Genomic DNA, 23,630 nt, shown 5'->3' on the forward strand with positions numbered 1-23,630 from the left:
CCGACCGCCCGCCCGCCCGCGGGACGGCTCAGCGCGGCTGACCGCGGCCGCCTTCGCCGAGCCCTGCCGAGCGGGCCCGCAGGATCGCCTCGGCCCGGTCGACCGCCTGGATCTTGGTCAGCACATTCGACACGTAGTTGCGGACCGTCTTCGGCCGCAGCCCGAGCCGGTGCGCGATCGCCACGTTGCCGAGGCCGCCGGCCATCAGCGTCAGGATCTCGTGCTCGCGCTCGGTCAGCTCCGCGAAGACCGGCTCCCGGCTCGGTCGGGCCGCGACCGCGATCAGCCGGGCCGCCACCGCACCGGAGAACACCACCTCGCCGGCCGCGACCGCCCGGATCGCCGCGACGATCCGCCCCGGTTCGGCGTCCTTCAGCAGGTACCCGCGCGCGCCGGCCCGGACCGCCTCGAACACCGACTCGTCGTCCAGCATCGTCAGTACCAGCGGCGCGACCCGTGGCGCCCGGACGCCCAGCGTGCGGATCAGCTCGATCCCGCTCAGATCCGGCAGCCCGAGATCGACCACCACCACGTCCGGCGCGAGTCGCTCGATCCGCTCGAGCGCCTCGGCCGCCGTACCGGCCTCGCCGACGACGGCCAGGTCCGGTTCCAGTTCGATCCGGGTCCGCAGCCCGAGCCGGAACATCGGGTGGTCCTCGACGAGGACGACGTCGATCGGCTCGGCCGTCGGTACGGCGTGGTCCGCGGTCATAGCGGGATCCTGCCGTAGACCCGGGTCCCGGTGCCGGCCGAGCTGATCTCCAGCCGTCCGCCGAGTGCCTCAGCGCGCTCCCGCATCGACACCAGCCCGACCCCCTCGGTGATCGCCTCACCGAACCCCCGGCCGGCATCGACGACCGACACCTCGATGACCTCGGCATCCGCGGTCACCTCGGCCGTCGCCGACTGCACACCGGCATGGCGTACGACGTTGGTCAGCGCCTCGGCCACGATCCGCAGTACGGCGACCTCGACGGCGGCGGGCAGCGACGCTGGGAGCTCATGGTGCAGCTGTACGTCGAGCCCGGCAACGCGGAAGCGCTGGACCTCTACCTCAAGTGCGGTCGCCAACCCGGTGTCCAGCCCGGCGGGCCGGAGATCCCGGCTGACCCGACGTACCTCGGTGATCGCTGCGCGGGCCTGGTCTTCCAAGTGGGTGAGGAGGTCCTCCGGCCGGATCCCGCGCTCGGTCGCGAGCCGGAGCGAGTCGACCGTCAGCAGCTGTCCGGCGAGCAGCGGACCGACCACGTCGTGCAGATCGCGCCGCAGTCGTCGCCGCTCGTCCTCGCGGGCGGTGGCCGAGACGGTCCGGGCGGCCAGCAGTTCGTTGGCCTCGCGCTGCGCGCGCAGTACCAGGACAACGAACGGCAGTACCTCCTGCAGCCCTCTGCGTTCCCGCCGCGACAGCTGCTTGCCGTCTGCCGGCGCGACGAGCAGGGCGCCGAGCGCGGTACCCGAGCCATCCACGACAGACTCGCGGTGAGCATCACTGCCCAGCTCGCCATGGGTCCACAGCGGTTGGTCGTTCGAGTCCAGCACGGTGACGGCCGGCAGGACGAGGACGGCCGCGATCGTCTCGGCCAGGTTGGCCGGGTTGCCGTCGCCGTCTGCCATCCCGTGGGCCAGAACCGCGGCCACTCCCCCGGGCCGACTGCCGGGTCCCAGAAGCCGCTCCCGGAACCAGCCACCGGCCCGAACCAGGACCAGACCTCCAGCTAGCGCAAGCGCCGCGACAACTGCCGCACCGACCGCGGAGGCGGAAGCTCGTGCCATCGACAGACTGGCGAGCGCGACCAGGCCGACGTAGGTCACCAGCAGAGCGACGACTGCGCCGCCGTAGACCACGGCCCTCCGCAGGACGAAGGTCACGTCGTACAGGCGGTAGCGCAGCAAGGCGAAGGCGAAGCCGAGGATCAAGACCACGAAGGCCAGGTACGCCGTGATCACCAGGCCGAGGTGCCAGTACTCGACGACGCCCGCCGCGGACAGGATGCCGGCGACCACGACGTTCCCGCCCAGGAGGACGAAGGAGAGGATGAACCATTTCGCCTGCTGCCGTGCTGTCCAGTCGGACACCCGGACGTAGCGGTGGATCTGCACACCGGCCAGCAGAATCGTCGACAGCAGATCGAACAGGCCTTTCGGCGCTGAGTCCTGGCCGAGGACTCCGGCCTGGACGGCGACGGCGATTCCGGCGCCGAGAACACCCACCACCAGCCAGCCCCAGCGAAACCAGCGCGGATGCCAGCGGCCGTCGGGAAACAGCCCGACCAGGAGCGGCATCGTCAGCTGGATGGCTGCGATCAGCACGCCCCGCAGCACGGCCGCCGTGCCGCCTCGCTCGGCCAGTTCATCGGCGAACGGGCCGACGAACACACCGCCGAGCTGGATACCGGTGACCGCCGTGAGCAGCGACGGACGCCGCCACACCAGGACGAGACTGACCCCCAGCGCGAGCAGGAGGAGCGCCCAGCTGATCACCAGGACGACCGTGGCGTAGGCGCCTACCGACAACCTGACCGTGGCCAGCAGGTCCTGCGTCGGCCTGGTCGGACGCTCGAACGGCAGGCAGATCCCGGCTTCGCACGGGACCGTGATGCCGCGCCACAGCCCGGGCGTGCCGATGGCCGCCGTCGTGAGCGCCACCAACGTGACTGTCACGGCGACGACCTGGGCCGACCGGATGCGATCCAAGACGAGCTCCCCCTCCGGCGGCCCGATCAGGCGGTCACGGCGGACCGTGCGGTCCGTACCATCACGATGCCGACAATCGCCGCCAGCAGCAACGGCACGACCGGCGGCGCGCCGAACGCGACGGCCGCGACCAGTACCGGGACGGTGAGCACGGCGACGACCACGCCGGTACGGCGAGCCACGGCGGCCCGGCGCAGTACGACGATGACGCCGATCAGGGCCAGCGATCCGGCGACCGTGCTGAGCGCGATCGCCGGGTCGTACAGGGTGTCGTAGACCTTCAGCCAGCGGCCCGGGTGATCGATACCGATCGAGTACTCGAGCGCGAAGACGACGATCCAGCAGACCGGCATCACCGCAGCCGCGGCCACCGCTACCCGCCCGAGCGCACCCGCTTCCCGCAGGGTGGTCGCCAGCCGGACGCCGGCGACATAGACGCCGAGCGCGACCATGATCACGCACAACGGCAGGATCCCGCTCCAGATCTCGTTGTACTCGTGATTGACCGGCGCGATCGCTTCCGCCGGCAGGTCGTTCAGGCCGACGCCGCGTTGTTTCGCGACCTCGCTGAGCGCGTCGTCGTACCCGTTGCCAGTGACGATCAAGGTGGCGACGAAGAGGACGAAGCCGGCGAACGATGCGATCAGCAGCCAGCCGGATCGGCGGAGCCGCTGCTTGTCGTCGGTGCTGAGTGAATGCGGTACGGCCGAGCTGGTCGTCGTACTGGCCATGATCCCTCCCAGGGTCGAAACGGTTGTCTCGACCCTGGCTGCCCCGGCGTCCCGCTCACCAGGGACACAGCGTCCCGGCCGACTGGGAAATCGGCCCGGTGGATCAGGCCCAGAGCTGGCCTTCCAGGCGGTCCTCGGCTTCGTCGATGGTGCCTTCGTAGGCGCCGGTGGAGAGGTATTTCCAGCCGCCGTCGGCGACGACGAAGGCGATGTCCGCCTGCTCGCCCGCCTGGACGCATTTGGCGGCCTGGCCGAGCGCGGCGTGCAGGATGGCGCCGGTGGAGATACCGGCGAAGATGCCTTCGTTGTCGAGCAGTTCGCGGACCCGGCGGACGGCGTCGCGCGGGCCGACCGAGAAGCGGGCGTCGATCAGCGACGCGTCGTACAGCTCGGGGACGAAGCCCTCGTCGAGGTTGCGCAGGCCGTAGACCAGTTCGCCGTACCGGGGTTCGGCGGCGACGATCCGCACCTCGGGCTTGTGCTCACGGAAGAACCGGCCGGCCCCCATCAGCGTGCCGGTGGTGCCGAGTCCGGCGACGAAATGCGTCACCGACGGCAGGTCGGCGAGGATCTCGCGCGCGGTGCCGTCGTAGTGCGCGGCCGCGTTCGACGGGTTGCCGTACTGGTAGAGCATCACCCAGTCCGGGTGCTCCTCGGCCACCTGCTTGGCGACCCGGACCGCCTCGTTCGACCCGCCCGCGGCCGGCGAGGAGATGATCTCCACGCCCCACATCCGCAGGATCTGCCGGCGCTCCTCGGAGGTGTTCTCCGGCATCACGCAGACCATCCGGTACCCGCGCAGCTTGGCCGCCATCGCCAGTGAGATGCCGGTGTTGCCCGACGTCGGCTCGAGGATCGTGTTGCCCGGGCGGAGCCGGCCGTCCTTCTCCGCGTCGAGCAGCATCCGCAGCGCCGCCCGGTCCTTGATCGAGCCGGTCGGGTTGTGGTCCTCCAGCTTCGCCCACAGCCGCACGTCGCCCGAGGGCGACAGCTTCGGCAGGCCGACCAGCGGCGTACCGCCGACCGAGTCGAGCAGGCTGTCGAAACGCACGATCAGCCGCCGGCGACCGCGGGCAGCACGACGACGACGTCGCCGTCCTTGACCCCGGTGGACAGACCGCCGGTGAAGCGCACGTCCTCGTCGTTCACGTAGACGTTGACGAACCGGCGCAGCTCCTCCGGCTCACCCTCCACGATCCGCTCCTTCAGGCCCGGGTGGGTGCCGTTCACGTTGTCGATGAACTCGGCCAGCGTGCTGCCGTCCCCGTTCACCGCCTTCTCGCCCCCGGTGTAGGTGCGCAGAATGGTCGGGACGCGAAGCTCGATCGCCATCTCAGTTGTCTCCTTGGTTGCTGTAGGCCGCGACGACCCTGACTTCTTCTTCGGTCACCGCGCCGTCGATGATCCGGTACGACCGGAACTCCACCGGCCCGTCGTACGAGGCCTGGTCCGCGCCGTCCCGGGTGGAGACGAGCACGTAGTGCGCACCCGGCTCCTGGGCCAGGTTGATGTCGGTCCGGGACGGGTAGGCCTCGGTGGCCGTGTGCGAGTGGTAGATCACCACCGGCTCCTCGTCGCGCTCGTCCATCTCCTTGTAGAGCCGGAACAGATCGCCCGAGTCGAACTCGTAGAACGTCGGCGACATCGCCGCGTTCAGCATCGGAATGAACCGCGCCGGCCGATCCGATCCGATGGGCCCGGCGACCACTCCGCACGCCTCGTCCGGGTGGTCCCGGCGCGCGTGCGCCACGATCGCGTCGTACGTGGCCTGGTCGATGGTGAGCACGGCTCCACGATACGGAGCGCACGAAGGCCGCCCTGACAACTCTGTCCTCCGTCCACATACTGGATGGTTTCGGAGCGTAGTCAAGTGAGAATAATGAGTGACCATGAGGGGACTACGTAAGTACTGGGGATGGCTGCTTTTCTTCGCTCTGATCACAACCGCTTGGACCTGGCGGCTGGGTCCCGGGGTGCTGATCGCCGGGTGGCTGGTGGTCACCGGCTACTTCCTGTTCCAGACACCGGTCTGGTGCGCCGCCGACGGCCGCCAAGGACCGTGCCGCAACAACGCCTCGGGCATCTTGATGGGATGCAAGCTGCGTCAGCACAAGTGGCAGAAACTCAAGCTCGCCGTGGTGCCGAAGCGGTGGCGTGAACTCAACAAGGGTCTCTGGGTGAACGGCACCAAAGCGCTCGCCACCATCACCACGATCGTCGGCATCATCTCCGGAATCGTCAGCACGATCCTCTCCGTCGCAGCCGCCTGACCGCCATCGGTCAGCGGGGAGGATCCTGTCCGGACCTCGGGAGGAAATCACCCCCGATCCGAGCCATTTTCCTCCCCGGTCCCGTCGGCGGAGGGGATGCGGGCTGGGGGCTACCAGCGGTCGTGGACCTGGGGGCGGATGAGTTCGTCGTAGACGGTTTGGACGACCTTGAGTTCGCCTTCGGTGAGGGGGGTGAGGGTGGCGGCGCCGATGTTGCCGGCTACTTGCTGGGGGTTGCGGGCGCCGGGGATGACGACCGAGACGCCGGGCTGGTCGAGGATCCAGCGGAGGGCGAACTGGGCCATCGTGGCGCCCTCGGGGACTAGCGGGATGAGGCGCTTGACGGCCTCGAGACCGGTGGCGAAGTCGACGCCGGAGAAGGTCTCGCCGACGTCGAACGCCTCGCCCTTGCGGTTGTAGTTGCGGTGGTCGTCCGCGCCGAAGGTGGTGTTCTCGTCGTACTTCCCGGAGAGCAGCCCGCTGGCGAGCGGCACCCGGGCGATGATCCCGACGCCGGCCCGCTCAGCGGCCGGGAGCACCTCGTCGAGCGGCTTGAGCCGGAACGCGTTGAGGATGATCTGCACGGACGCGACGTTCGGCCGGGCGATCGCGGTCAGCGCCTCGGCGCAGGTCTCCACGCTCACGCCGTACGCCGAGATGCGGCCCTCCTCCACCAGCGTGTCGAGGGCGTCGAACACCGCGTCGGTCGAGTAGACGGGGGTCGGCGGGCAGTGCAGCTGGACCAGGTCGATCGTGTCGACGCCGAGGTTCTCCCGCGACCGGTCGTTCCAGGCGCGGAAGTTGTCGAGGGTGTAGTTCTCCGGCGTCTGCTCGACCCGGCGACCCATCTTGCTGGCGACGGTGAGCTCCGGGTGCTCCTTCAGCACCTGCCCGACGAGCCGCTCGCTCCGCCCGTCTCCATACACGTCAGCCGTGTCGATGAAGGTGACGCCACCCTCGATCGCCGAGTTCAGCACGGCGAGCGCGTCGCTCTCGTCCACCTCACCCCAGTCAGCCCCCAACTGCCAGGCCCCCAGCCCAACCACACCAACCTGACGACCAGTACGCCCCAAAGTCCGCTTCTCCATACAACCCACCCTATGCTCCGCCGGGCTGCGCCCGGCGGAGCAGGAGATGGTAGGCACCGCTGGTAGGCGGAGGTCTAGGAAAAGCGGAGTGGAGGAAGCGCCAGCCCGCGCAGCCGGTGGCCGCCGGGCTTCGCCCGGCGGAGGTGGGGTCAGGCTTTGGCCAGGGCAATCGCGAGCTCAGCGCCTTCGGCGACGTTGAGGGTCAGGGCGAGGGTTTCTGACATCAGGGTCTCGCGGTGTTCCTCGAGCGCTGCGAGGGTGGGGGCATCGGCTGTCACGGTCAGTGCGATCCGGTCGGTGACGTTCAGCTCCGCGTCGCGGCGGGTCTGCTGGACCGCCCGGATGACGTCTCGGACCACGCCTTCGCGCTGGAGCTCGGGGGTGATCTCGAGGTCGAGGAGGACGAAGCCGCCGTTGGTGAGGAGGCCGGGGGCTTGGCGGCCGGCGTCGGCGGTTTCGGCGAGGGTGGTTTCGAGGGTGTACTCGCCGTCCTGCAGGGCGATGCCACCGGCAACCACCTCGCCATCGGGCGAGACGGACCAGTCGCCGGACTTCGAGGCTTTGATGGCGTTTTGGACCTCGCGGCCGAGGCGGGGGCCCGCGGCTCGGGCGTTGACTGTCAGCCTTTGGGAGACGGGGGCGTCGGTCTCGTCCACCTCGGTCAGGACGACCGACTGGACATTGACCTCGGCTCGGAGGATCGGGACCAGCTGCTCGAGCGCCTTCGCGTCGGCGGTGGCGACCGTGAGGGTGCGCAGTGGCTGGCGGCCGCGGATGCCTTCGGATTTCCGGATGGCCGACGCGACGGAGCAGATCTCGCGGACTCGTTCCATCCGGGTGACCAGGTCAGGATCGGCGGGCAACGAGTCGACGGACGGCCAGTCGGTCAGGTGGACGGAGCGCTCGCCGGTCAGGCCGCGCCAGATCTCCTCGGCGGTCAGTGGCAGCAAGGGCGCAACCACCCGAGTGACCACTTCGAGGGCGGTGTAGAGGGTGTTCAGGGCAGCCTGGAAGGTCTCGCCCTGGTCGTCCCAGAAACGGTCGCGGGAGCGGCGGATGTACCAGTTCGTCAGCACCTCGAGATAGCTGACGACCGACTCGCAGGCCGAGGCGATGTCGTAGCGGTCCAGTTGCTCGGTCACCTCACCCACGAAGACCCGCAGACGGGCCAGCAGGTAGCGGTCGAGCTCCACCTCCGACGACACCGACCAGGTTGCCGTCGCCGACGCCGCGTTGGCGTAGAGGGCGAAGAAGTACCAGGCGTTCCAGAGCGGGATCATCACCTGCCGGACGCCGTCGCGGATGCCGGCCTCGGTGACGACCAGGTTGCCGCCGCGCAGGATCGGCGACGACATCAGGAACCAGCGCATCGCGTCCGCGCCGTCGCGATCGAACACCTCGCGCACGTCGGGATAGTTCCGCAGCGACTTGCTCATCTTCTGCCCGTCGCTGCCCAGCACGATCCCGTGCGACAGGCACGACGAGAACGCCGGCCGGTCGAACAAAGCAGTCGCCAGGATGTGCATCGTGTAGAACCAGCCCCGCGTCTGCCCGATGTACTCGACGATGAAGTCGCCCGGGAAGTGGTGCTCGAACCAGTCCGTGTTCTCGAACGGGTAGTGCACCTGCGCGAAGCTCATCGAGCCCGAGTCGAACCACACGTCCAGTACGTCGGCCACCCGTCGCATCGTCGACCGGCCGGTCGGGTCATCCGGATTCGGCCGCGTGAGCTCATCGACGTACGGGCGGTGCAGGTCCGGTACTGCGACACCGAAGTCCCGCTCCAGCTCCTCGACCGATCCGTAGACGTCGATCCGCGGGTACGCCGGATCGTCCGAGCGCCACACCGGGATCGGCGAACCCCAGAAGCGGTTCCGGCTGATCGACCAGTCCCGGGCGTTCTCCAGCCACTTGCCGAACTGCCCGTGCTTGACGTGCTCCGGCACCCAGGTGATCTGCTCGTTCAGCTCGACCATCCGGTCCCGGATCCGGGTCACCTCGACGAACCAGCTCGACACCGCCTTGTAGATCAGCGGATTGCGGCACCGCCAGCAATGCGGGTAGCTGTGCACATAGCTGTCCTCCCGCACCAGCGCACCGGCCGCGGCGAGATCACGGATGATCGGCCGGTTCGCGTCGAAGACATGCTGACCCACGTACGGCGGCACAACGGTCGTGAAATGCGCCCCGTCGTCGACGGTCAGCAGCGTCGGGATCCCCACCGCATCGCAGGCGAGCTGGTCCTCCTCGCCGTACGCCGGTGCCATGTGCACCACGCCAGTGCCGTTCTCCGTCGTCACGTGGTCGGCCGCGATCACCTGGAAGGCGTTCTCGGTGCCCCAGCGCGCGGTGTCGGCGAAGAAGTCGAACAGCGGGGTGTAGCGCAGGCCGATGAGCTCGGAGCCTTTGAGCCGGCGCAGGGGTTCACCGGACAGCTGAGCCTCGTACGCCGAAAGTCGCGCCTCGGCCAAGATCGTCGGCCGGCCTGAGGCGTCCTGAACCACCACGTAGTCGATGTCCGGAGCAACAGCCATCGCCAGGTTGCTCGGCAACGTCCACGGCGTCGTCGTCCAGGCCAGCAACCGCTCACCCGTCTCCAGCACCACCGCGACCGTCACCGACGGATCCTGCCGCGGCTGGTAGACGTCGTCGTCCATCCGCAGCTCGTGATTCGACAGCGGCGTCTCGTCGTTCCAGCAGTACGGCAGGACCCGCAGCCCCTCGTACACCAAGCCCTTGTCGTACAGCGTCTTGAAGGCCCAGATCACCGACTCCATGTAGTCGCGATTGAGCGTCTTGTAGTCGTTCCCGAAGTCCACCCAGCGCGCCTGCCGGGTGACATAGGCCTGCCACTCGTCGGTGTACTTCAGCACCGATGCCCGGCACGCCTCGTTGAACTTCTCGATCCCCAGCTCGAGGATCTCCGCCTTCGTCTTCAACCCGAGCACCCGCTGGGCCTCGAGCTCGGCCGGCAACCCGTGCGTGTCCCACCCGAACCGCCGCTCGACCCGGTGCCCGCGCATCGTCTGGTACCGCGGCACCAGATCCTTCACGTACCCGGTCAGCAGGTGCCCGTAATGCGGCAGCCCGTTGGCGAAGGGCGGCCCGTCGTAGAAGACGAACTCGTTCTCCCCGTCGATCCCGGCCGCCCGTTGCTCCACCGACGCAATGAACGTCCCGTCCGTCTCCCAGTACTCGAGCACGTCACGCTCGATCTGCGGAAACTCCGGGCTCGCGGTCAGTCGGGTCTTGCCGGCCTTGGGGTAGCTCATCGCCCGATCGTATGCGGCCCGACGCGGACCGCGCTCGGCGATTAGGGCAGGCTGTGGACAACCCTCAGCGGATGTTGTGCAGGAGGGCGGACTGGAGGTAGCCGAGCCAGTCGTAGAGGTCGTAGGTGAGACGGCGGGGGTCGTCGTCGGGGAGTTTCTCCCAGACGCCGTAGTCGTCTTCTTCCTTGATGTCGAGGCGGGTGCCGATGGCGAGCCGGAGGTCATTCAGGGCTCGGAGCCAGGCGAGCTGGGTGTCGCCCTCGAGGGTGATGCCGTCCTCGGGGGAGTTCTCCAGCGCGGTGAGCACCAGTTTGGCGTCCGAGGCCTTGCTGTCGCGCAGACCGCGCTCGGTGAAGCGACGGAACTCCGCCGACGCCTGGTCGTCGGACTTGTACGCGTCCGGCAGCAGCCGTTGCAGTACCACGTCCTCCGGCGGCGAGGTCGGCCCGTCATTGTCGAGCAGCGCGGCCAGCGGGTCGCTCGACTCGGCGGCGCGCGGTGGCATCCCGTCGTACAGCAGCTCGACCAGGTTGCGGAGCAGGTTCGCCAGGATGTCCGCCTCGTGGTCGGCGAAGCTGACGATCACGGTCTTCTTGCGCTTGCGGAATCTCGTCACGACTTCTCACAGGTGGCCCACAGGCCGTACTGGTGCATGGCCTCGACGTCGCGTTCCATCGCCTCGCGGCTGCCGTTCGAGACGACCGACTTGCCCTCTTCGTGGACCTGCATCATCAGCTTCTCCGCCTTGGCCTTGGAGTAGCCGAAATGGGTCTGGAAGACGAACGTGACGTAGTCCATCAGGTTGACCGGATCGTTCCAGACGATGGTCACCCACGGTGGACTCAACTCGATCGCCTCGTCGATCTCGGGGCTCGCGAGTTCACTCGGTGCGGTGGTCACTGAACCATTCTCTCCATCATCGGTTCCAGACGCGCAATAGGCTGCCCTTGTGAACGCTACGACAGCGCTGCTGACGGACCACTACGAGCTGACCATGCTGCAGGCCAGCCTGGCCGACGGCACGGCGCATCGCCGGTCGGTCTTCGAACTGTTCGCCCGCCGCCTGCCCGACGGGCGCCGGTACGGCGTGGTCGCGGGCGTGAACCGGCTCCTGGACGCGCTGGAGCGGTTCCGCTTCGACGAGCAGACGATCGCCTTCCTGGCCGACCGCGGCATCGTCGACCAGGCTACCCGGGACTGGCTGGCCGGCTACCGGTTCAGCGGCGACATCGCCGGGTACGCCGACGGCGAAATCTTCTTCCCGGGCTCGCCGGTGCTGGTGGTGGAGTCGAGTTTCGCCGAGGCGGTGCTGCTGGAAACCGTCTTCCTGTCGATCCTCAACCACGACTCGGCGGTCGCCTCGGCGGCGTCGAGGATGACCTGGTGGGCCGGCGGCCGGCCCTGTATCGAGATGGGCTCGCGCCGGACCCACGAGGAGGCGGCGGTCGCGTCCGCGCTCGCGGCGTACATCGCGGGCTTCGCGACCACCTCGAACCTGGAGGCCGCCCGCCGCTTCGGCATCCCGAGCGCCGGCACCGCCGCCCACTCGTTCACCCTGCTGCACGACACCGAGCGGGACGCGTTCGTCTCCCAGGTCGATGCCCTCGGCAAGGGAACGACGCTGCTGATCGACACCTACGACCTGACCGAGGCCGTGAAGACCGCGATCGACGTCACCGGCCCCGAACTCGGCGCGGTCCGGCTCGACTCCGGCGACCTGCCCTCGCTGGCCGGGCAGGTGCGGGAGCAGCTCGACGCGCTCGGCGCGACCAAGACCCGGATCATCGTGACCAGCGACCTGGACGAGTTCCAGATCGCCGCCCTCGCGCCCGCCGCCGTCGACGGGTACGGCGTCGGCACCTCGCTCGTCACCGGCAGCGGCTACCCGACCTGCGGTTTCGTCTACAAGCTGGTCGCCCGCGAGGACGCCGACGGCACGATGCTGCCGGTGGCGAAGAAGAGCCCGGACAAGATCTCGATCGGCGGCCGCAAGTACGCGCTGCGCCGCCGGTCAGCCGCCGGCGTGGCCGAGGCCGAGCTGATCGGCGTCGGCGAGCCGCCGGTGGACGACGGCGACGACCGCGAGCTGCTCAAGCCGCTGGTCGAGGCCGGCAAGATCGTCGGCGGCACCACGCCGGCCGAGTCGCAGGCGCACCATCTCAAGGTCCGCGACGAACTCCCCCGCAGCGCCAGCCAGCTCAGCCGCGGCGAGCCCGCCATCCCGACGGACTACATCGGCGACCTCCAGACCCGCAACCCGTTCGCTCCCCGCAGCGCCATCTGAGCACCATCGAACCAGACACCGGTACTACGCAAGCCTGCCCCGGCTCCGGGCGAGGCGTCGCACGATGGCGAACGTCAACGCCCGGGGCCGGGTCGTTCTCAGGAAAAGCTGACCGAGTACGAGTTGGTGGTGAAATTCAGCCCACCGCTGGACGACGTGATCTCGAAGCCGAATTGCACCTCGTTCATCGTCGCGTCACCGATCCAGCCGCGATTCTTGATCCAGTTCATCACCGCTTTGATATCCACACTGCCGGAATTGGTGTTGCCGGACCGGAGGAACGAGAAGACCTGGTTCGACCCGTTGCTGCCCTTGTAGACGTCCCAGCTGTGGCCGCCGACGCTGACGCTGGTCTGGTAGCTGCCGATCGGGCCGACCGAGCCCTGCTTGTTCATCCAGAGCATGATCTCGTAGGCGTTCCCGCCGGCCCAGATGTCGTACGCCGAGGTGTAGGCCCCACTGCCCGGCCGGCTGACGTTGAAGCTGCTGGTCAGGCTGCCGAGCGCGCTGATCTTCTTGCCGACGTTGCGGGCCGAGTGCGGGTAGGCCTTCACCCCGCCGGTGTTCGGGTGGTTGGCCCAGACACCCCAGTTGGAGTAGGAGTTGGCCCAGATCGACTGCGCTCCGGCACCACCGCCCCAGACGTCGTTGCGCACCGTGTAGCCGCCGTTCGACCAGCTGCCGAACTTGTCGCTGGACGTCCAGCTGGCCGCGTTCGCCGGCAGCGCCGACAGTGCCGTGACCGCGAGCAGCGTCACCAGCGCCACCACCGCCGACCTCATGGATCTACTCATCATCATCCCTTTCCAAAAGGCAGGGGAACGGAATTTCGGAGTCGCCGTCCGTCGAATTCGAATCGAATTCGACAAATGCAGGCAATTGCTATTGCAGCGGCGAATGCCAGAACTATCCCAGCGCTTATGCCACAGGTCAACGGTCATTTCGCTCTTGACAAAGCGAGCCCGCCACTCGACCCTGTACCTGAGAAATCGAAGCGCTTCGACCTCGAAGCCCGGACCCCGGAGGCAGCCATCGTCACGATCGCCGACGTCGCGCGGCACGCAGGCGTCGCGGCCAGCACGGTGTCCTATGTTCTCAGTGGCAAGCGGTCGATCTCCAGCGAGACCCGCGATCGCGTCCAGGACAGCGTCCGGGCGCTGGGCTACCGGCCGAACGCCAGTGCCCGCGCGCTCGCCTCGAACCGGTCGAACGTACTCGCCCTGGTGATCCCACTCAGGGCCGGTATGCACGTGCCGGTGCTGATGCAGTTCGCCACCGCCGTGGTCACCACCGCCCGGCGATACGACCACGACGTCTTGCTGCTGACCGCCGACGAAGGCCGCTCGGGGCTCGAGCGGGTCTCGCAGAGCGCGCTCGTCGACGCCCTGGTGGTGATGGACGTGGAGTTGCACGACGAACGCGTCCCGCTGCTGCGGGAGTTGCCGATGCCGTCCGTGCTGATCGGGATCCCGGCCGACACCGACGGCCTCACCTGTATCGACCTCGACTTCTTCGCCGCTGCCGAGCAGTGCGTGGACCATCTGACCGATCTCGGCCATCGCAGCATCGCCTTGCTGGGTACGCCGTCGGCCGTGTACGAGCGGCAGACCGGCTTCGCCGCACGGACCCTGGCCGGCTTCCAGGCCGCGACCGAGCGTCGGGGCGTCGTCGGGATCGAGACGCCTTGTGAGCCTGCCTTCGACGCCGTGCTCGACACCGTCGAGGACCTGCTTCAGGAGCACCCGGGCATCACTGGCCTGGTCGTCCAGAACGAGCCGATCATCGGACCGCTGCTCGACGTACTGCGCCTGCTCGGCCGCCGGGTCCCAGAAGACATGTCCCTGATGGCGATCTGCGCCGACGACGTGGCCGAGCGGCACGTGCCCAACCTGTCGTCTGTCACGCTGCCCGCCGACGACATCGGCCAGCGCGCGGTCGAGATGCTGATCGCCAAGCTCGAAGGCAGCCAGACCGAGGCGGTGACCCTGGTGCCCGCGCAACTCGTCGCCCGCGCGAGCACCAGCGCCGCCCCCGATGTTCATGCCCGTACCACTGCCTGACCCCCGGCAGCGAGCGTCAACGGGCTCACGACCTGGGTGCCGGACAGCAATTCGTAGCCCTCGATCGGCAGCTCGACCGCTACGTCCGAGTGGTTGATCAGAATCGTCCAGGTGCTCTCGCCGGCCCGGCGGCGGACCCGCTCCACCCCCGCGGGCAGCTCTGGTCGTTCGATCCCAGCGTCCCGGACCACCTGCTCCACAAGGGATTCATAGGCCTCGTCCTCGAGCTGGGTCGACACGTACCAGGCCACGCCCGAGCCGTACTCGTTCCTGGTGATCGCCGGCGAACCGTCGAGCACACCGCCGGAGTACCGATCTACTGCCTCGGCGCCGGCCAGGTCGACCTGCTCGCTCCACACCCGCCCCCGACCACCGGAACGAAGCCGTACCTCGTCGACTGGGGAGAACTCCTCGACCCTGACGCCGAGAACCTCGCTGAACGCCCCGGGATAGCCACCGAGCCGTACCTGCGCGTCCTCATCCACGATGCCGCTGAAGTAGGTCACGAGCAGCCGCCCACCGCCCTCGACATAGCGGGCGATCGACGCCGCGGCCTGATCCGAGACGACATAGAGACTGGGTACGACCACCAACCGGTACGCCGAAAGGTCAGCGCCCGGATCGGCCAGGTCGACGCCGATCCCAGCAGCCCAGAATTGCCGATGCGCCGCCTGCACGGCCGCCAGGTAGTCCAACTCGGTCGACGGCAGATGCGTCGACTGCATGGCCCACCACGCCGCGGCGTCCCACAGGATCGCGACGTCGGCCTCGACCGCGCTGCCGTCGAGCTCAGCCAGTCGTGGCAACAAAGCGCCGAACTCGGCGACCTCCCGGAACCTCCGTGATTCGGCGCCCGCATGCGGAACCATCGCGGAGTGGAACATCTCCGCCCCACCGCGCGAAGCGCGCCACTGAAAGAACAAGGCGCCCCGCGACCCGCGAGCCAGATGGGACAACGAGTGACGCGCCATCCGGCCGGGCTCCTTCGTGTGCAACCGATGGCCGTCGTTCAGAGTTCCGGCTGCTTGCTCCATCAACAGCCACGAACCCCCGCCCGCCCACGAGCGGGCCAGGTCCGCGGCGAACGCGGTCTGTTCCTCGGCGCCACGGCCGGCGCTGCCGGGATAGTTGTCGATCGCCACCAGATCCACCTCGGCCGCCCAGCGCGCATGGTTGACCGGCACCCAGCCGCCGAAGACGAAGTTGGTGGTGATCGGCGTCACCGGAGACACAGACCGCAAGATCGCCTTCTGCTCCCGGAAGGCGTTGAGGAGCTCGTCCGACCAGAACCGCTTGAAGTCCAGCGCCTGAGTCGGGTTCACCAGGTACTGCGTGGCGCGCGGCGGCTGGATCTCGTCCCACGTGGAATACCCCTGACTCCAGAAGGCGGTAGTCCAAGCAGCGTTCAGCCGGTCCAGGTCGCCGTACCGCTCCTGGAGCCACAGACGAAACGCTGCGGCAGCGTGATCGCAATAGCAAGTGGTCCCGTACTCGTTGTGCACATGCCACATCGCCAGCGCGGGATGCTCCGAGTACCGCTCCGCCAGCGCTCGAGCGATCCCGGCCGCCGCCTCCCGGTACGCCGGCGCACACGCGCAGTACGTGTCCCTGCTCCCGTGGGTCAGCCTGATGCCATCGGCGTTCACCGGTAGGGCGTCTGGATGGCGCAGACTGAACCACGGTGGCGGAGAAGCCGTCGGAGTGGCCAGGTCGACCTGAATCCCGCCGTCGTGCAGCAGATCCAGCACCTGGTCGAGCCAGCCGAACTCGTACCGGCCCGGCTCGGGTTCGAGGCTGGACCAAGCGAAGACACCGACCGTCACCAGGTTCACGCCGGCGCGGCGCATCAGGGCGATGTCTTCCTTCCAGACCTCTGGCGGCCATTGCTCGGGGTTGTAGTCCCCACCGAAGTAGAGCGCCGTCATACAGGTTCTCCATAGGGGATGCCGAGGCCGTTGGTGGACACGTAGACCCGGCCGAACACTCGCGGGTCGCCGGCGATGGCGTCGTTGGTGGACGCGTACTGATGCCGGTCGTCGTTCACCCGCACCCATTTGCCGCCGCCGTCGTCGGACCGGAAGATGCCATGCACCCCGTTGACCTTGCCAGAGGTGAAGACAGTCATCTCCGTCCGGCCCCGCGCCGCCTTCCCGAATCCCACCGTCAGGGCCTCCTCGATCGTTGCCAGCCGTTGATAGCTGAGCCCCTGGTCCACCGACCGATACAGTCCGCTCGCGCCGGCCGCGAGCCAGCAGTGCCCACTCCGGTCCAGCACAGTCTCGAGCTTGCCGCCTCCGGTCGGCAAACCCGTTGCCGATGGCAAGAAGGTCGCGCCGCCGTCGAGACTCCGGTACGCCGTACCGGTCGCGCCGTCGAAGGCGTAGAACAGACTCGGACTCACCCGGTCCGCGACCATCGCCACCTGGTTGGGCAATCCGGTCACCGCGGTCCAGGTCGCGCCACGGTCACGCGAGTAGTGCGGCGGCACGTCACCAGGCACCCAGACGATCGTGCGTGCGTCCGTACCGACGACGATCTTGCCAGGCTGGGTCGAACCACTGGGCTCCCCCGCGAACGGCTGCCAGCTGATCCCCGCATCGGTCGAGTAGGCCCCGCGTTGCAGGCTGCCGCCGTACGCGACCCTGACGACGAACCCCTCGGCCTTCGCCGCGTAGTCAACGCTCGGCGAGGAACCGCTGACCGGATTGGCGGCCTGCCCATCCGGCGGTACCACGTCCAGCCGGTCATGCCGGTAGACGCCGATGTCGCCGAGCGCGCTGATCAGCGGAGGACCCCACGGCGGGCTGATCAGGTCGAGCACGGCCGTCTCCTCCAGCCCCTGCGCCCGGACCGACCAGTGCGTACTGCGACCGGCCTCGGCGTTCGTCACGTCGTCGGTGCCGAAGATGGTGGCGCCGGTGACGTACATGACCTTGCCGGAGTCGAAGGGGTCGATCGAGATGTCCCCGATCATCCAGCCCAGCTTCGGCGTCCCGTGGAAGTTCAGGAACGGCGCACCGGACGTGTCGAGGACGATCTTCGCGCCGATCGAGTGCCAGGTCGCTCCCCCGTCGACGGACCGGAAGATATCGTCCACCGGACCCCAGCGGCTCATCGTGGACACCATCACCGTGCCTGGGTTTCGCGGGTCGATCGCCAACCCGGCATAGCCGAAGCCTGCTTCACCACCGGTGTTGGGCCGCAGCGGCGTGATGTCGGTCCAGACGCCCGTAGCCGTGTCGACCTTGTGGACCGCTCCGTCATACATCTCGTACGGCCCGGGCAGATCGCCATAGGTCAGGTACAGGTTTCCGTCGGGCGCCAGCTCGCCGTGGTGGGGCAGCAATCCGGTCGGTTGCCCCGGTACCGGCGACCAGCTCGCGCCACCGTCCGTACTGCGCCACAAGGGATTCGCCCGATCGGTCGAGCCGACGTAGATGGTCCGCGTCGGACGGCCCCGCCGGGATGTCCGCGGATCGAAGAAGACGAAACCGAGTCCGATGCCCGCCAGACCGGTCGTCGGGAAGCTGTCGACCCGGGCCCACGTCTCACCCCGATCGGTACTCCGCCACAGGCCCTGGTTGCGCGTACCGAAGTACAGGACCCGTCCATCGCATGGGTCGACCGCGAGCCGCTCCCCCATCGAACGACCCGGCTCGTTGCCGCCCAGCTTGAACGGCAGATCGATACGCCGGAACGTGCGGCCCTGGTCCGTCGAGCGAAGGATGGCGCCGTTGATCGGCGACCACTCGTTGGTATAGGTGCCGACGGCAAGGTAGAGCCGCGACGGGTCCCGCGGATCGAGGGCCAGGCTCTCGACGCCGGTGAGGCTCCAGTCCTCCAACCCAACCCACTCGAGCAACTGAACCCAGCGGCGGCTCCGCTGGTCCAGCCGGGCGGCGCCGCCGATGTCGGTCCGGGCGTAGACCAGTCCACGCCGGCCGGGATGATGGATGATGCCGGTGACGAACCCACCCCCGACGATCTCGACGTTGCGCCACCGGTACCGCTTGGACGAACCAGGTACTGCCGCAGCCGACTGTGGCAACGCCGCGACGGCGACGGCCGCACCGGCGCCCAGCCCCAGGAAGTGCCTGCGCTGAAGCGTCATCTGACTCCTTCTCGTGGTGATGTCAGCCCTTGACCGCGCCGATGATGACGCCCTTGGTGAAGTGCTTCTGGATGAACGGGTAGATGACGAGGACCGGCACGATCGCGATCACGACGATCGCCATCTTGATCGCCAGGCTCGGCGCCGGCGACAGGCCCAGCCCGGTCGACGAGGTGACCCCGCCGGCGCCGGTCGGCAGCACCTGTGCCTGCACGATGTAGGTCCGGAGCACCATCTGCAGCGGCCACTTGTTGTTGTCGTTGAGATAGAGCATCGCGTTGAAGAAGGCGTTCCAGTAACCGACCGCATAGAACAGCCCGACCACCGCGACCACCGCCCGCGACAGCGGCAGCACGATCCGGGTCAGCACGGCGAACTCACCGGCGCCGTCGATCCGGGCGCTGTCGATCAGCTCGCTCGGGATGCCCATGAAGAAGGACCGCATGACGATCAGGTTGAACGCCGACACCGCCGTCGGCAGGATCAGCGAGCCGTAGCTGTCGATCAGCCCCAGCGAGTTGACCACCAGGTAGCTGGGGATGATGCCCGGCCCGAACAGGAAAGTCAGCAGCACGACGAACAGCAACGGCCGGTGCAGCAGCGATCCGGGCCGCGAGAGCCCGTACGCCGCGAGCACGGTGATCGCCAGGCTGAAGAACGTACCGATCGCCGTGATCCCGGTACTGATCAACAGAGCCCGGGTGACCACGCCCCCGGACAGCAACTGCACGTAGGCGGCGATCGTGAGCTCCCGCGGCACCACGACCAGGCCACCGGCCCGGGTGACTGCTTCGGTAGTGGACAGGCTCGTCACCACGACGACGTACAGGGGGAAGGCGACCAGCAGGACCACGATCCCCAGCACGACCGGCTTGCTCAGCCGTCCGAAGAAGGTGGGCTCCTCCTCCCAGACCGGGCGGCCGGTTTCCTCCTCCGGGCGGCGCCGGGTGAGGCGGCGCGGCAGGGCGACAGGTTGTGTGGTCATGATCGGGAATACACCCCCTGCTCGCCCACCAGGTGAGCGAATCGGTTGGCCAGCAGGACCAGGACGAGTCCGACCAGTCCCTTGAAGAGGCCGGCCGCGGCGCCATAGCCGAAGTCGCCGACGAGCAAGCCCTGGTAGTACACGTAGGTGTCCAGTACTTCGGCAGCGCCGCCGCCGACCGCACTGCGTTGCAGGATGAACTGCTCGAAGCCGACCGTCAGCGCGTCGCCGAGCCGGAGGATGAGCAGCAGCACGATCACCGGCCGCAGCCCGGGCAACGTGATGTGCCAGAGCCTGCGCCAGCGGTTGGCGCCGTCAGCGGCGGCAGCTTCGTACAGCGCCGGATTGATCGTGCTCAGCGCGGCGAGGAACACGATCATTCCCCAGCCGGCGTCCTTCCAGATCGACTGCGCGGTCACCAGGACGATGAAGCTGTCCGGCTTCGTCATCAGGTCGACGGCGTTGTAGCCGTGCGACCGCAGGGTCTGCGCGAGCAGTCCGGCGCCACCGATCATCTGCTGGAACAGCGAGACCACCAGCACCCAGGAGAAGAAGTGCGGCAGGTAGACGATGCCCTGGACGATGGTGCGGAGCCGGACCGACAGCACACTGTTGAGCAGCAATGCCAAGAAGATCGGAATCGGGAAGTAGAACACCAGCTGGAAGGCCGTGATGGAGAGCGTGTTCAGCAGCGCCGACCAGAACGCGGGCTCGGAGAACATCCGGCTGAAGTTGGCGAACCCGACGAATTCGCTGCCCCGGATTCCGGCGTACGGCGAGTAGTCCTGGAAGGCGATCACGTTGCCGAGCGTCGGGAAGTAGTGGAAGACCCCGAGCAGCACGATCACCGGCGCGACCATCAGCAGCAGCGGCCAGTCCCGCCGCAACCGGTGCCGCCAGCTCGCTCCGCCGGCGGCCTTTCCCTTCCGGCGGGCTGCCAGGCGCGACGCGCTACCGACCGTTGTCACTGAGAACCTTGGCGTAGAAGTCGCGGCCCTCGTTGCCGCCGTTGGTCTGCCACTCCTTGACGGCGACCTTGAGCTCGCTGACCGGCCGGCGGCCGCGGTAGATGTCCTGCAGCTTGTCGTCGAACGGCTGGTTCAGCGCCGCCATCTTGGTCGGCTGCTCGACCCGGATGCCCTCGAACAGGTTCTTCTCGCGGTGCTTGGCCGCGTTGTTCTCCCAGGCGCTGAGCGCCTGGACGTAACCGGGATACTCGCTCTGGGTGATCGCGTTCGGCCGGCCGCCGAGGAAGATGTACGTGCTGGCCACCTCCTTCTGGCCGAGCGCAGTCAGCTTGGGCGCCCCGGAGCTCTGCCGGGTGTAGTGCTTGCCCTCGACCCCGTAGTTGTAGAGCTGGTTCTCCTCGGTGCCGAACGGCGCGGCCGTGTAGTTCAGGACCCCGAGCAACTCGGCGATCCGGTCCTTGCCCAGGCCCTTCTTCACGAAGGTGAAGATGCCGGCCGGATCGCCGCTCCAGACGATCGGCGTCCCGCCGTCGTGGGCGAACGGCTCGACCGCCTGCATGTCGAACTTCGGGTTGATCGCCGACTGCCGCTGCAGCGACTCGCTCCAGGCGCCCAGGCCGTCCTGGCGGATGACCAGCTGACCGCCCTCGAACAGCGGCTTCTGGTCGGTGGCCGCGTTGCCGACGACGGTCGGGTGCACGTACCCCGACTGGAAGACCTTGCGGACGAAGGCCACCGCCTCCTCGAACTCCGGCGTCTCCACCTTGTTCACGAGCTTGCCGGACGAGTCCTTGCGCCAGCTGCCCGGCACCCCGAAGGCACGCTGGACCTCGTCGGTGATCGAGCCGAACGCCCACCGGTTGGCCTTCGCGTCCGTCAACTGCTTGCCCAGGGCCAGCAGATCGTCGGTGGTCTTCGGCGGTGCGGCGCCGACCTGGTCGAAGATGTCCTTGCGGTAGAACAGCGCCCACGGGAAGCCGTCGGAGGGGAACGGGACCGCCTTCAGCTGGGAGTTCCAGACGCCGTACGCCCAGGCCCTGGTCGGCAGGTTCGCGAGCATCGGGTACGCCGCGGCCTTGTCACCAGCAAGGTAGGGCGTCAGATCCTCGAACAACTTGTCCACCGCCTGCCCGAACCGGGTCAGGCCGGCGATGTTCCAGCCCGGTACGCAGAGCAGTTCCGGGACGTTGCCGGAGGCAAGCAGCGGGCCGAGCTTGTCGCCGTAGTCGTTGCCGCTCAGGATGTTGAACCGGACCGGCGCCCCGATCCGCTCGTTGTTCGCGTCGAAGTACGAGTTGCTGCCGAGCCCGGGCGGCAACGGCGCCCACAGCGGGGTCATCGCCGACACCTCCTTGCCGCTCTTCACCGCCTTGTCCGGTACCGCCCGCACCAGCTCGGTGGGGTACTTGGTGAAGCCGGGCGAGGCGCCGTTCTCGCCGGGCAGGTCGGGCTTGACCGAGTCGTAGGCGATGTACTTCGGCAGCAGGCCGCCGAGCTTGTCCTCGGTCTCGGCCCGGCCGTTCGCCGAACTGCCGGAGCCGCCGGACGAGCAGCCCGACAGCGTCACCCCGCCGGCCGCGACCGCGGTGCCGGCGCCGAGCAGGGACAGGAAAGTACGGCGGTTGGTCGAGCCGCTCCCGGATCCGATCACGATGAATTCTCCTTGCGACTGGGAACGGGAGGCCGTCCCGGAGTAGAGTTAGTTGGGCTGGTAGCCAAACAAATTAGCTCACGACGGATATCGCCACAAGGTGTAGAACTGAGCCAGGGCGATACCGCCCCGCCGAGCCGAACAGGACAGACCTTGACGAATCAGACCGCGGACCACACCGACGTCCGGGCCGCCAACCTGGCCGTGGTGCTCGGATTCCTGCGCGCCAACTCCCCCTGTTCGCGCGCCGCCATCGCGGCCGGGACCGGCCTGAACAAGGCGACCGTGACCAGCATCGTCGGCGACCTGATCGACCGCCGGCTGGCCCGGGAGACCCAGCAGACCCAGAACCACGTCGGCCGGCCGGCCACCCTGCTCGTCCTCGACGGTTCGGCGTACGCCGCGATCGGGATGGAGATCAGCGCCCGCGGCCTGACCGCGATCGCCTACGACTCGGCCGGCGGGCAGTTGCTTCGCTGGCACCGAACCGGCCCGGGAGCGGACGCGGGCCCGGCCAAGGCCGTCGCCGCGCTGGCCACGCTGGCCCGGCGAGCGATCGCGGCCGTGCACGCGTCCGGCCGTGACGTTCTCGGCCTCACGGTCGGAGTGCCCGGCCTGGTCAACCGGGACGGCGTCGTCGTGCTGGCCGCCGGTCTGGGCTGGCGTGACCTCGAGCTGCGCAAGGATCTGGTGGCGGCGCTCGGCCGGCCGGCCTTCCCCGTGCTGGTCGAGAACGACGCCAACCTCGCCGCCCTGGCCGAGCACCGCTACGGGCCGTACGCCGGAAGCGCCAACCTCATCCTGCTGTCCGGTGAGACCGGGGTGGGCGCCGGAGTGATCTGCGACGGGCGACCGTTGCGCGGCAATCTCGGCTACGTCGGCGAGATCGGGCACCTGCGGATCAGCCCGGACGGACCGCTGTGCGGCTGTGGCCGGCACGGCTGTCTCGAGGCCGTCGCCGGCATCCCGGCAATCCTCGCCCGGCTCGAGCCGGGCGAGCTGCCCGACGCCGACCCGCAGGCCCGGACTGAGGAACTGGTCAGACGGGCCGAGGCCGGCGATGCGGCCACGATCGACACCCTGGCCGAGGTGGGAACGCTGCTCGGCCAGAGCGTCTGCGGGCTGGCGAACATCCTCAATCCGGAGCTCGTCATTCTCGGCGGCTCCTACGCCGCACTCGGCCGCTGGCTGGTACCGGCGGTCGAGAAGGAGCTGATCGACGGCACCCTGGCCCCCGAGGCGGGCGGCTGCCAGGTGGTCGCCTCGACGTTCGGGCACGAGGCGACGTCGATCGGCGCCGTCGCGCGCTCCCTCGACCAGCTCGACTCCGGCCGGCTGCCCAGCGTCGGCACCGGCTGAGGTCCGCCGGCTTCCGCCCGGGCGGCGCCGTCGCCCGCTCCCTCGACCAGCTCGACTCCGGCCGGCTCCCGGCGCGGTCCATCCGGGCTGAGATCTTGACCGTCCGCGTGGAGGGTGCGACCCTCTGTGTCAATCCATCGAAGCGCTTCGATCTCCA

Annotated in this window: 20 protein-coding genes; 4 read left to right on the forward strand and 16 right to left on the reverse strand. The window is 68.5% G+C overall.

Going from position 1 to position 23,630, the window contains the following annotated elements; translation table 11 throughout:
* Positions 1–28: 28 nt before the first annotated feature.
* The 6 genes from ACIA12_RS16350 to ACIA12_RS16375 form a co-directional block, all read right to left on the reverse strand.
* Positions 29–712: a response regulator gene (locus ACIA12_RS16350; RefSeq protein WP_396367789.1), complete on the reverse strand. Its 684-nt coding sequence runs from the start codon at positions 710–712 to the stop codon at positions 29–31.
* Positions 709–2,694, reverse strand: coding sequence for a histidine kinase (locus tag ACIA12_RS16355; RefSeq protein WP_396367790.1), 1,986 nt, complete (start codon positions 2,692–2,694; stop codon positions 709–711). Before ACIA12_RS16355 ends, ACIA12_RS16350 begins: the two co-directional genes overlap by 4 nt.
* A gap of 26 nt (positions 2,695–2,720) precedes the next feature.
* Complete coding sequence (locus ACIA12_RS16360; protein ID WP_396367791.1) at positions 2,721–3,425, reverse strand: hypothetical protein; 705 nt, start codon at positions 3,423–3,425, stop codon at positions 2,721–2,723.
* Between the two features lie 103 nt (positions 3,426–3,528).
* Positions 3,529–4,479, reverse strand: coding sequence for a PLP-dependent cysteine synthase family protein (locus ACIA12_RS16365; RefSeq protein WP_396368296.1), 951 nt, complete (start codon positions 4,477–4,479; stop codon positions 3,529–3,531).
* Positions 4,479–4,757, reverse strand: coding sequence for a MoaD/ThiS family protein (locus ACIA12_RS16370; RefSeq protein WP_343980549.1), 279 nt, complete (start codon positions 4,755–4,757; stop codon positions 4,479–4,481). Before ACIA12_RS16370 ends, ACIA12_RS16365 begins: the two co-directional genes overlap by 1 nt.
* Before the next feature lies 1 nt (position 4,758).
* The gene (locus tag ACIA12_RS16375; RefSeq protein WP_396367792.1) at positions 4,759–5,211 is read right to left on the reverse strand and encodes a Mov34/MPN/PAD-1 family protein; all 453 of its coding nucleotides are present in this window, start codon (positions 5,209–5,211) and stop codon (positions 4,759–4,761) included.
* Between the two features lie 103 nt (positions 5,212–5,314).
* On the opposite strand from ACIA12_RS16375, the gene ACIA12_RS16380 reads away from it, so the two are divergent.
* Positions 5,315–5,695, forward strand: a complete 381-nt coding sequence (locus tag ACIA12_RS16380) for a hypothetical protein (RefSeq protein ID WP_396367793.1) — start codon at positions 5,315–5,317, stop codon at positions 5,693–5,695.
* 110 nt (positions 5,696–5,805) lie between these two features.
* Here ACIA12_RS16380 and ACIA12_RS16385 read toward each other — a convergent pair whose 3' ends face one another.
* The 4 genes from ACIA12_RS16385 to clpS form a co-directional block, all read right to left on the reverse strand.
* Entirely contained in the window at positions 5,806–6,783 is a 978-nt protein-coding gene (locus ACIA12_RS16385; protein WP_396367794.1) for an aldo/keto reductase, read from the reverse strand.
* 149 nt (positions 6,784–6,932) lie between these two features.
* On the reverse strand, positions 6,933–10,055 hold the full coding sequence (ileS, locus tag ACIA12_RS16390; RefSeq protein ID WP_396367795.1) for an isoleucine--tRNA ligase: 3,123 nt from the start codon (positions 10,053–10,055) through the stop codon (positions 6,933–6,935).
* A 64-nt stretch (positions 10,056–10,119) separates the two neighbouring features.
* Entirely contained in the window at positions 10,120–10,671 is a 552-nt protein-coding gene (locus ACIA12_RS16395; protein ID WP_396367796.1) for a DUF2017 domain-containing protein, read from the reverse strand.
* Complete coding sequence (gene clpS, locus ACIA12_RS16400) at positions 10,668–10,955, reverse strand: ATP-dependent Clp protease adapter ClpS (protein WP_396367797.1); 288 nt, start codon at positions 10,953–10,955, stop codon at positions 10,668–10,670. Before clpS ends, ACIA12_RS16395 begins: the two co-directional genes overlap by 4 nt.
* Positions 10,956–11,049: 94 nt before the next feature.
* On the opposite strand from clpS, the gene ACIA12_RS16405 reads away from it, so the two are divergent.
* On the forward strand, positions 11,050–12,339 hold the full coding sequence (locus tag ACIA12_RS16405; protein WP_396368297.1) for a nicotinate phosphoribosyltransferase: 1,290 nt from the start codon (positions 11,050–11,052) through the stop codon (positions 12,337–12,339).
* A gap of 98 nt (positions 12,340–12,437) precedes the next feature.
* Here the strand turns inward: ACIA12_RS16405 and ACIA12_RS16410 are convergent, their stop codons facing one another.
* Positions 12,438–13,121 carry a hypothetical protein gene (locus ACIA12_RS16410; RefSeq protein ID WP_396367798.1) on the reverse strand — a complete coding sequence of 228 codons (684 nt, stop codon included), beginning with the start codon at positions 13,119–13,121 and terminating at the stop codon, positions 12,438–12,440.
* Between the two features lie 138 nt (positions 13,122–13,259).
* Here ACIA12_RS16410 and ACIA12_RS16415 point away from each other — a divergent pair, with 138 nt between their 5' ends.
* Positions 13,260–14,399: a LacI family DNA-binding transcriptional regulator gene (locus tag ACIA12_RS16415; protein WP_396367799.1), complete on the forward strand. Its 1,140-nt coding sequence runs from the start codon at positions 13,260–13,262 to the stop codon at positions 14,397–14,399.
* On the opposite strand, the gene ACIA12_RS16420 is transcribed toward ACIA12_RS16415, so the two are convergent.
* From ACIA12_RS16420 to ACIA12_RS16440, 5 genes are read right to left on the reverse strand one after another with little or no spacing between them, the layout of a single operon-like run.
* Positions 14,378–16,324, reverse strand: a complete 1,947-nt coding sequence (locus tag ACIA12_RS16420; protein ID WP_396367800.1) for a beta-galactosidase — start codon at positions 16,322–16,324, stop codon at positions 14,378–14,380. The two genes, ACIA12_RS16415 and ACIA12_RS16420, sit on opposite strands and share 22 nt — an antisense overlap.
* Positions 16,321–18,510: a carbohydrate-binding protein gene (locus tag ACIA12_RS16425; RefSeq protein ID WP_396367801.1), complete on the reverse strand. Its 2,190-nt coding sequence runs from the start codon at positions 18,508–18,510 to the stop codon at positions 16,321–16,323. Before ACIA12_RS16425 ends, ACIA12_RS16420 begins: the two co-directional genes overlap by 4 nt.
* 22 nt (positions 18,511–18,532) lie before the next feature.
* Positions 18,533–19,495 (reverse strand): carbohydrate ABC transporter permease, encoded by a 963-nt coding sequence (locus ACIA12_RS16430; protein WP_396367802.1) that lies wholly within the window; start codon positions 19,493–19,495, stop codon positions 18,533–18,535.
* On the reverse strand, positions 19,492–20,463 hold the full coding sequence (locus ACIA12_RS16435; protein ID WP_396367803.1) for an ABC transporter permease: 972 nt from the start codon (positions 20,461–20,463) through the stop codon (positions 19,492–19,494). The genes ACIA12_RS16430 and ACIA12_RS16435 overlap by 4 nt, the downstream gene beginning before the upstream one ends.
* Positions 20,447–22,114, reverse strand: a complete 1,668-nt coding sequence (locus ACIA12_RS16440) for an ABC transporter substrate-binding protein (RefSeq protein WP_396367804.1) — start codon at positions 22,112–22,114, stop codon at positions 20,447–20,449. The genes ACIA12_RS16435 and ACIA12_RS16440 overlap by 17 nt, the downstream gene beginning before the upstream one ends.
* A 153-nt stretch (positions 22,115–22,267) precedes the next feature.
* Between ACIA12_RS16440 and ACIA12_RS16445 the strand changes: the two genes are divergently transcribed.
* A complete protein-coding gene (locus ACIA12_RS16445; RefSeq protein ID WP_396367805.1) occupies positions 22,268–23,473 on the forward strand; it encodes an ROK family protein in 1,206 nt (401 codons plus the stop codon).
* Positions 23,474–23,630 lie beyond the last annotated feature (157 nt).

The organism is Kribbella sp. NPDC051620 (assembly GCF_044453825.1).
Classification (GTDB): Bacteria; Actinomycetota; Actinomycetes; order Propionibacteriales; family Kribbellaceae; genus Kribbella.

Bases quoted from the DNA above. Each gene is read 5' to 3' on its own strand.
- ACIA12_RS16370 (WP_343980549.1), bottom strand. From the start codon at position 4,757: ATGGCGATCGAGCTTCGCGTCCCGACCATTCTGCGCACCTACACCGGG.
- ACIA12_RS16380 (WP_396367793.1), top strand. From the start codon at position 5,315: ATGAGGGGACTACGTAAGTACTGGGGATGGCTGCTTTTCTTCGCTCTG.
- ACIA12_RS16360 (WP_396367791.1), bottom strand. From the start codon at position 3,425: ATGGCCAGTACGACGACCAGCTCGGCCGTACCGCATTCACTCAGCACC.
- ACIA12_RS16350 (WP_396367789.1), bottom strand. From the start codon at position 712: ATGACCGCGGACCACGCCGTACCGACGGCCGAGCCGATCGACGTCGTC.
- ACIA12_RS16415 (WP_396367799.1), top strand. From the start codon at position 13,260: ATGCCACAGGTCAACGGTCATTTCGCTCTTGACAAAGCGAGCCCGCCA.
- ACIA12_RS16410 (WP_396367798.1), bottom strand. From the start codon at position 13,121: ATGAGGTCGGCGGTGGTGGCGCTGGTGACGCTGCTCGCGGTCACGGCA.
- ACIA12_RS16405 (WP_396368297.1), top strand. From the start codon at position 11,050: ATGCTGCAGGCCAGCCTGGCCGACGGCACGGCGCATCGCCGGTCGGTC.
- ACIA12_RS16430 (WP_396367802.1), bottom strand. From the start codon at position 19,495: ATGACCACACAACCTGTCGCCCTGCCGCGCCGCCTCACCCGGCGCCGC.
- ACIA12_RS16420 (WP_396367800.1), bottom strand. From the start codon at position 16,324: ATGACGGCGCTCTACTTCGGTGGGGACTACAACCCCGAGCAATGGCCG.
- ileS (WP_396367795.1), bottom strand. From the start codon at position 10,055: ATGAGCTACCCCAAGGCCGGCAAGACCCGACTGACCGCGAGCCCGGAG.
- ACIA12_RS16385 (WP_396367794.1), bottom strand. From the start codon at position 6,783: ATGGAGAAGCGGACTTTGGGGCGTACTGGTCGTCAGGTTGGTGTGGTT.
- ACIA12_RS16425 (WP_396367801.1), bottom strand. From the start codon at position 18,510: ATGACGCTTCAGCGCAGGCACTTCCTGGGGCTGGGCGCCGGTGCGGCC.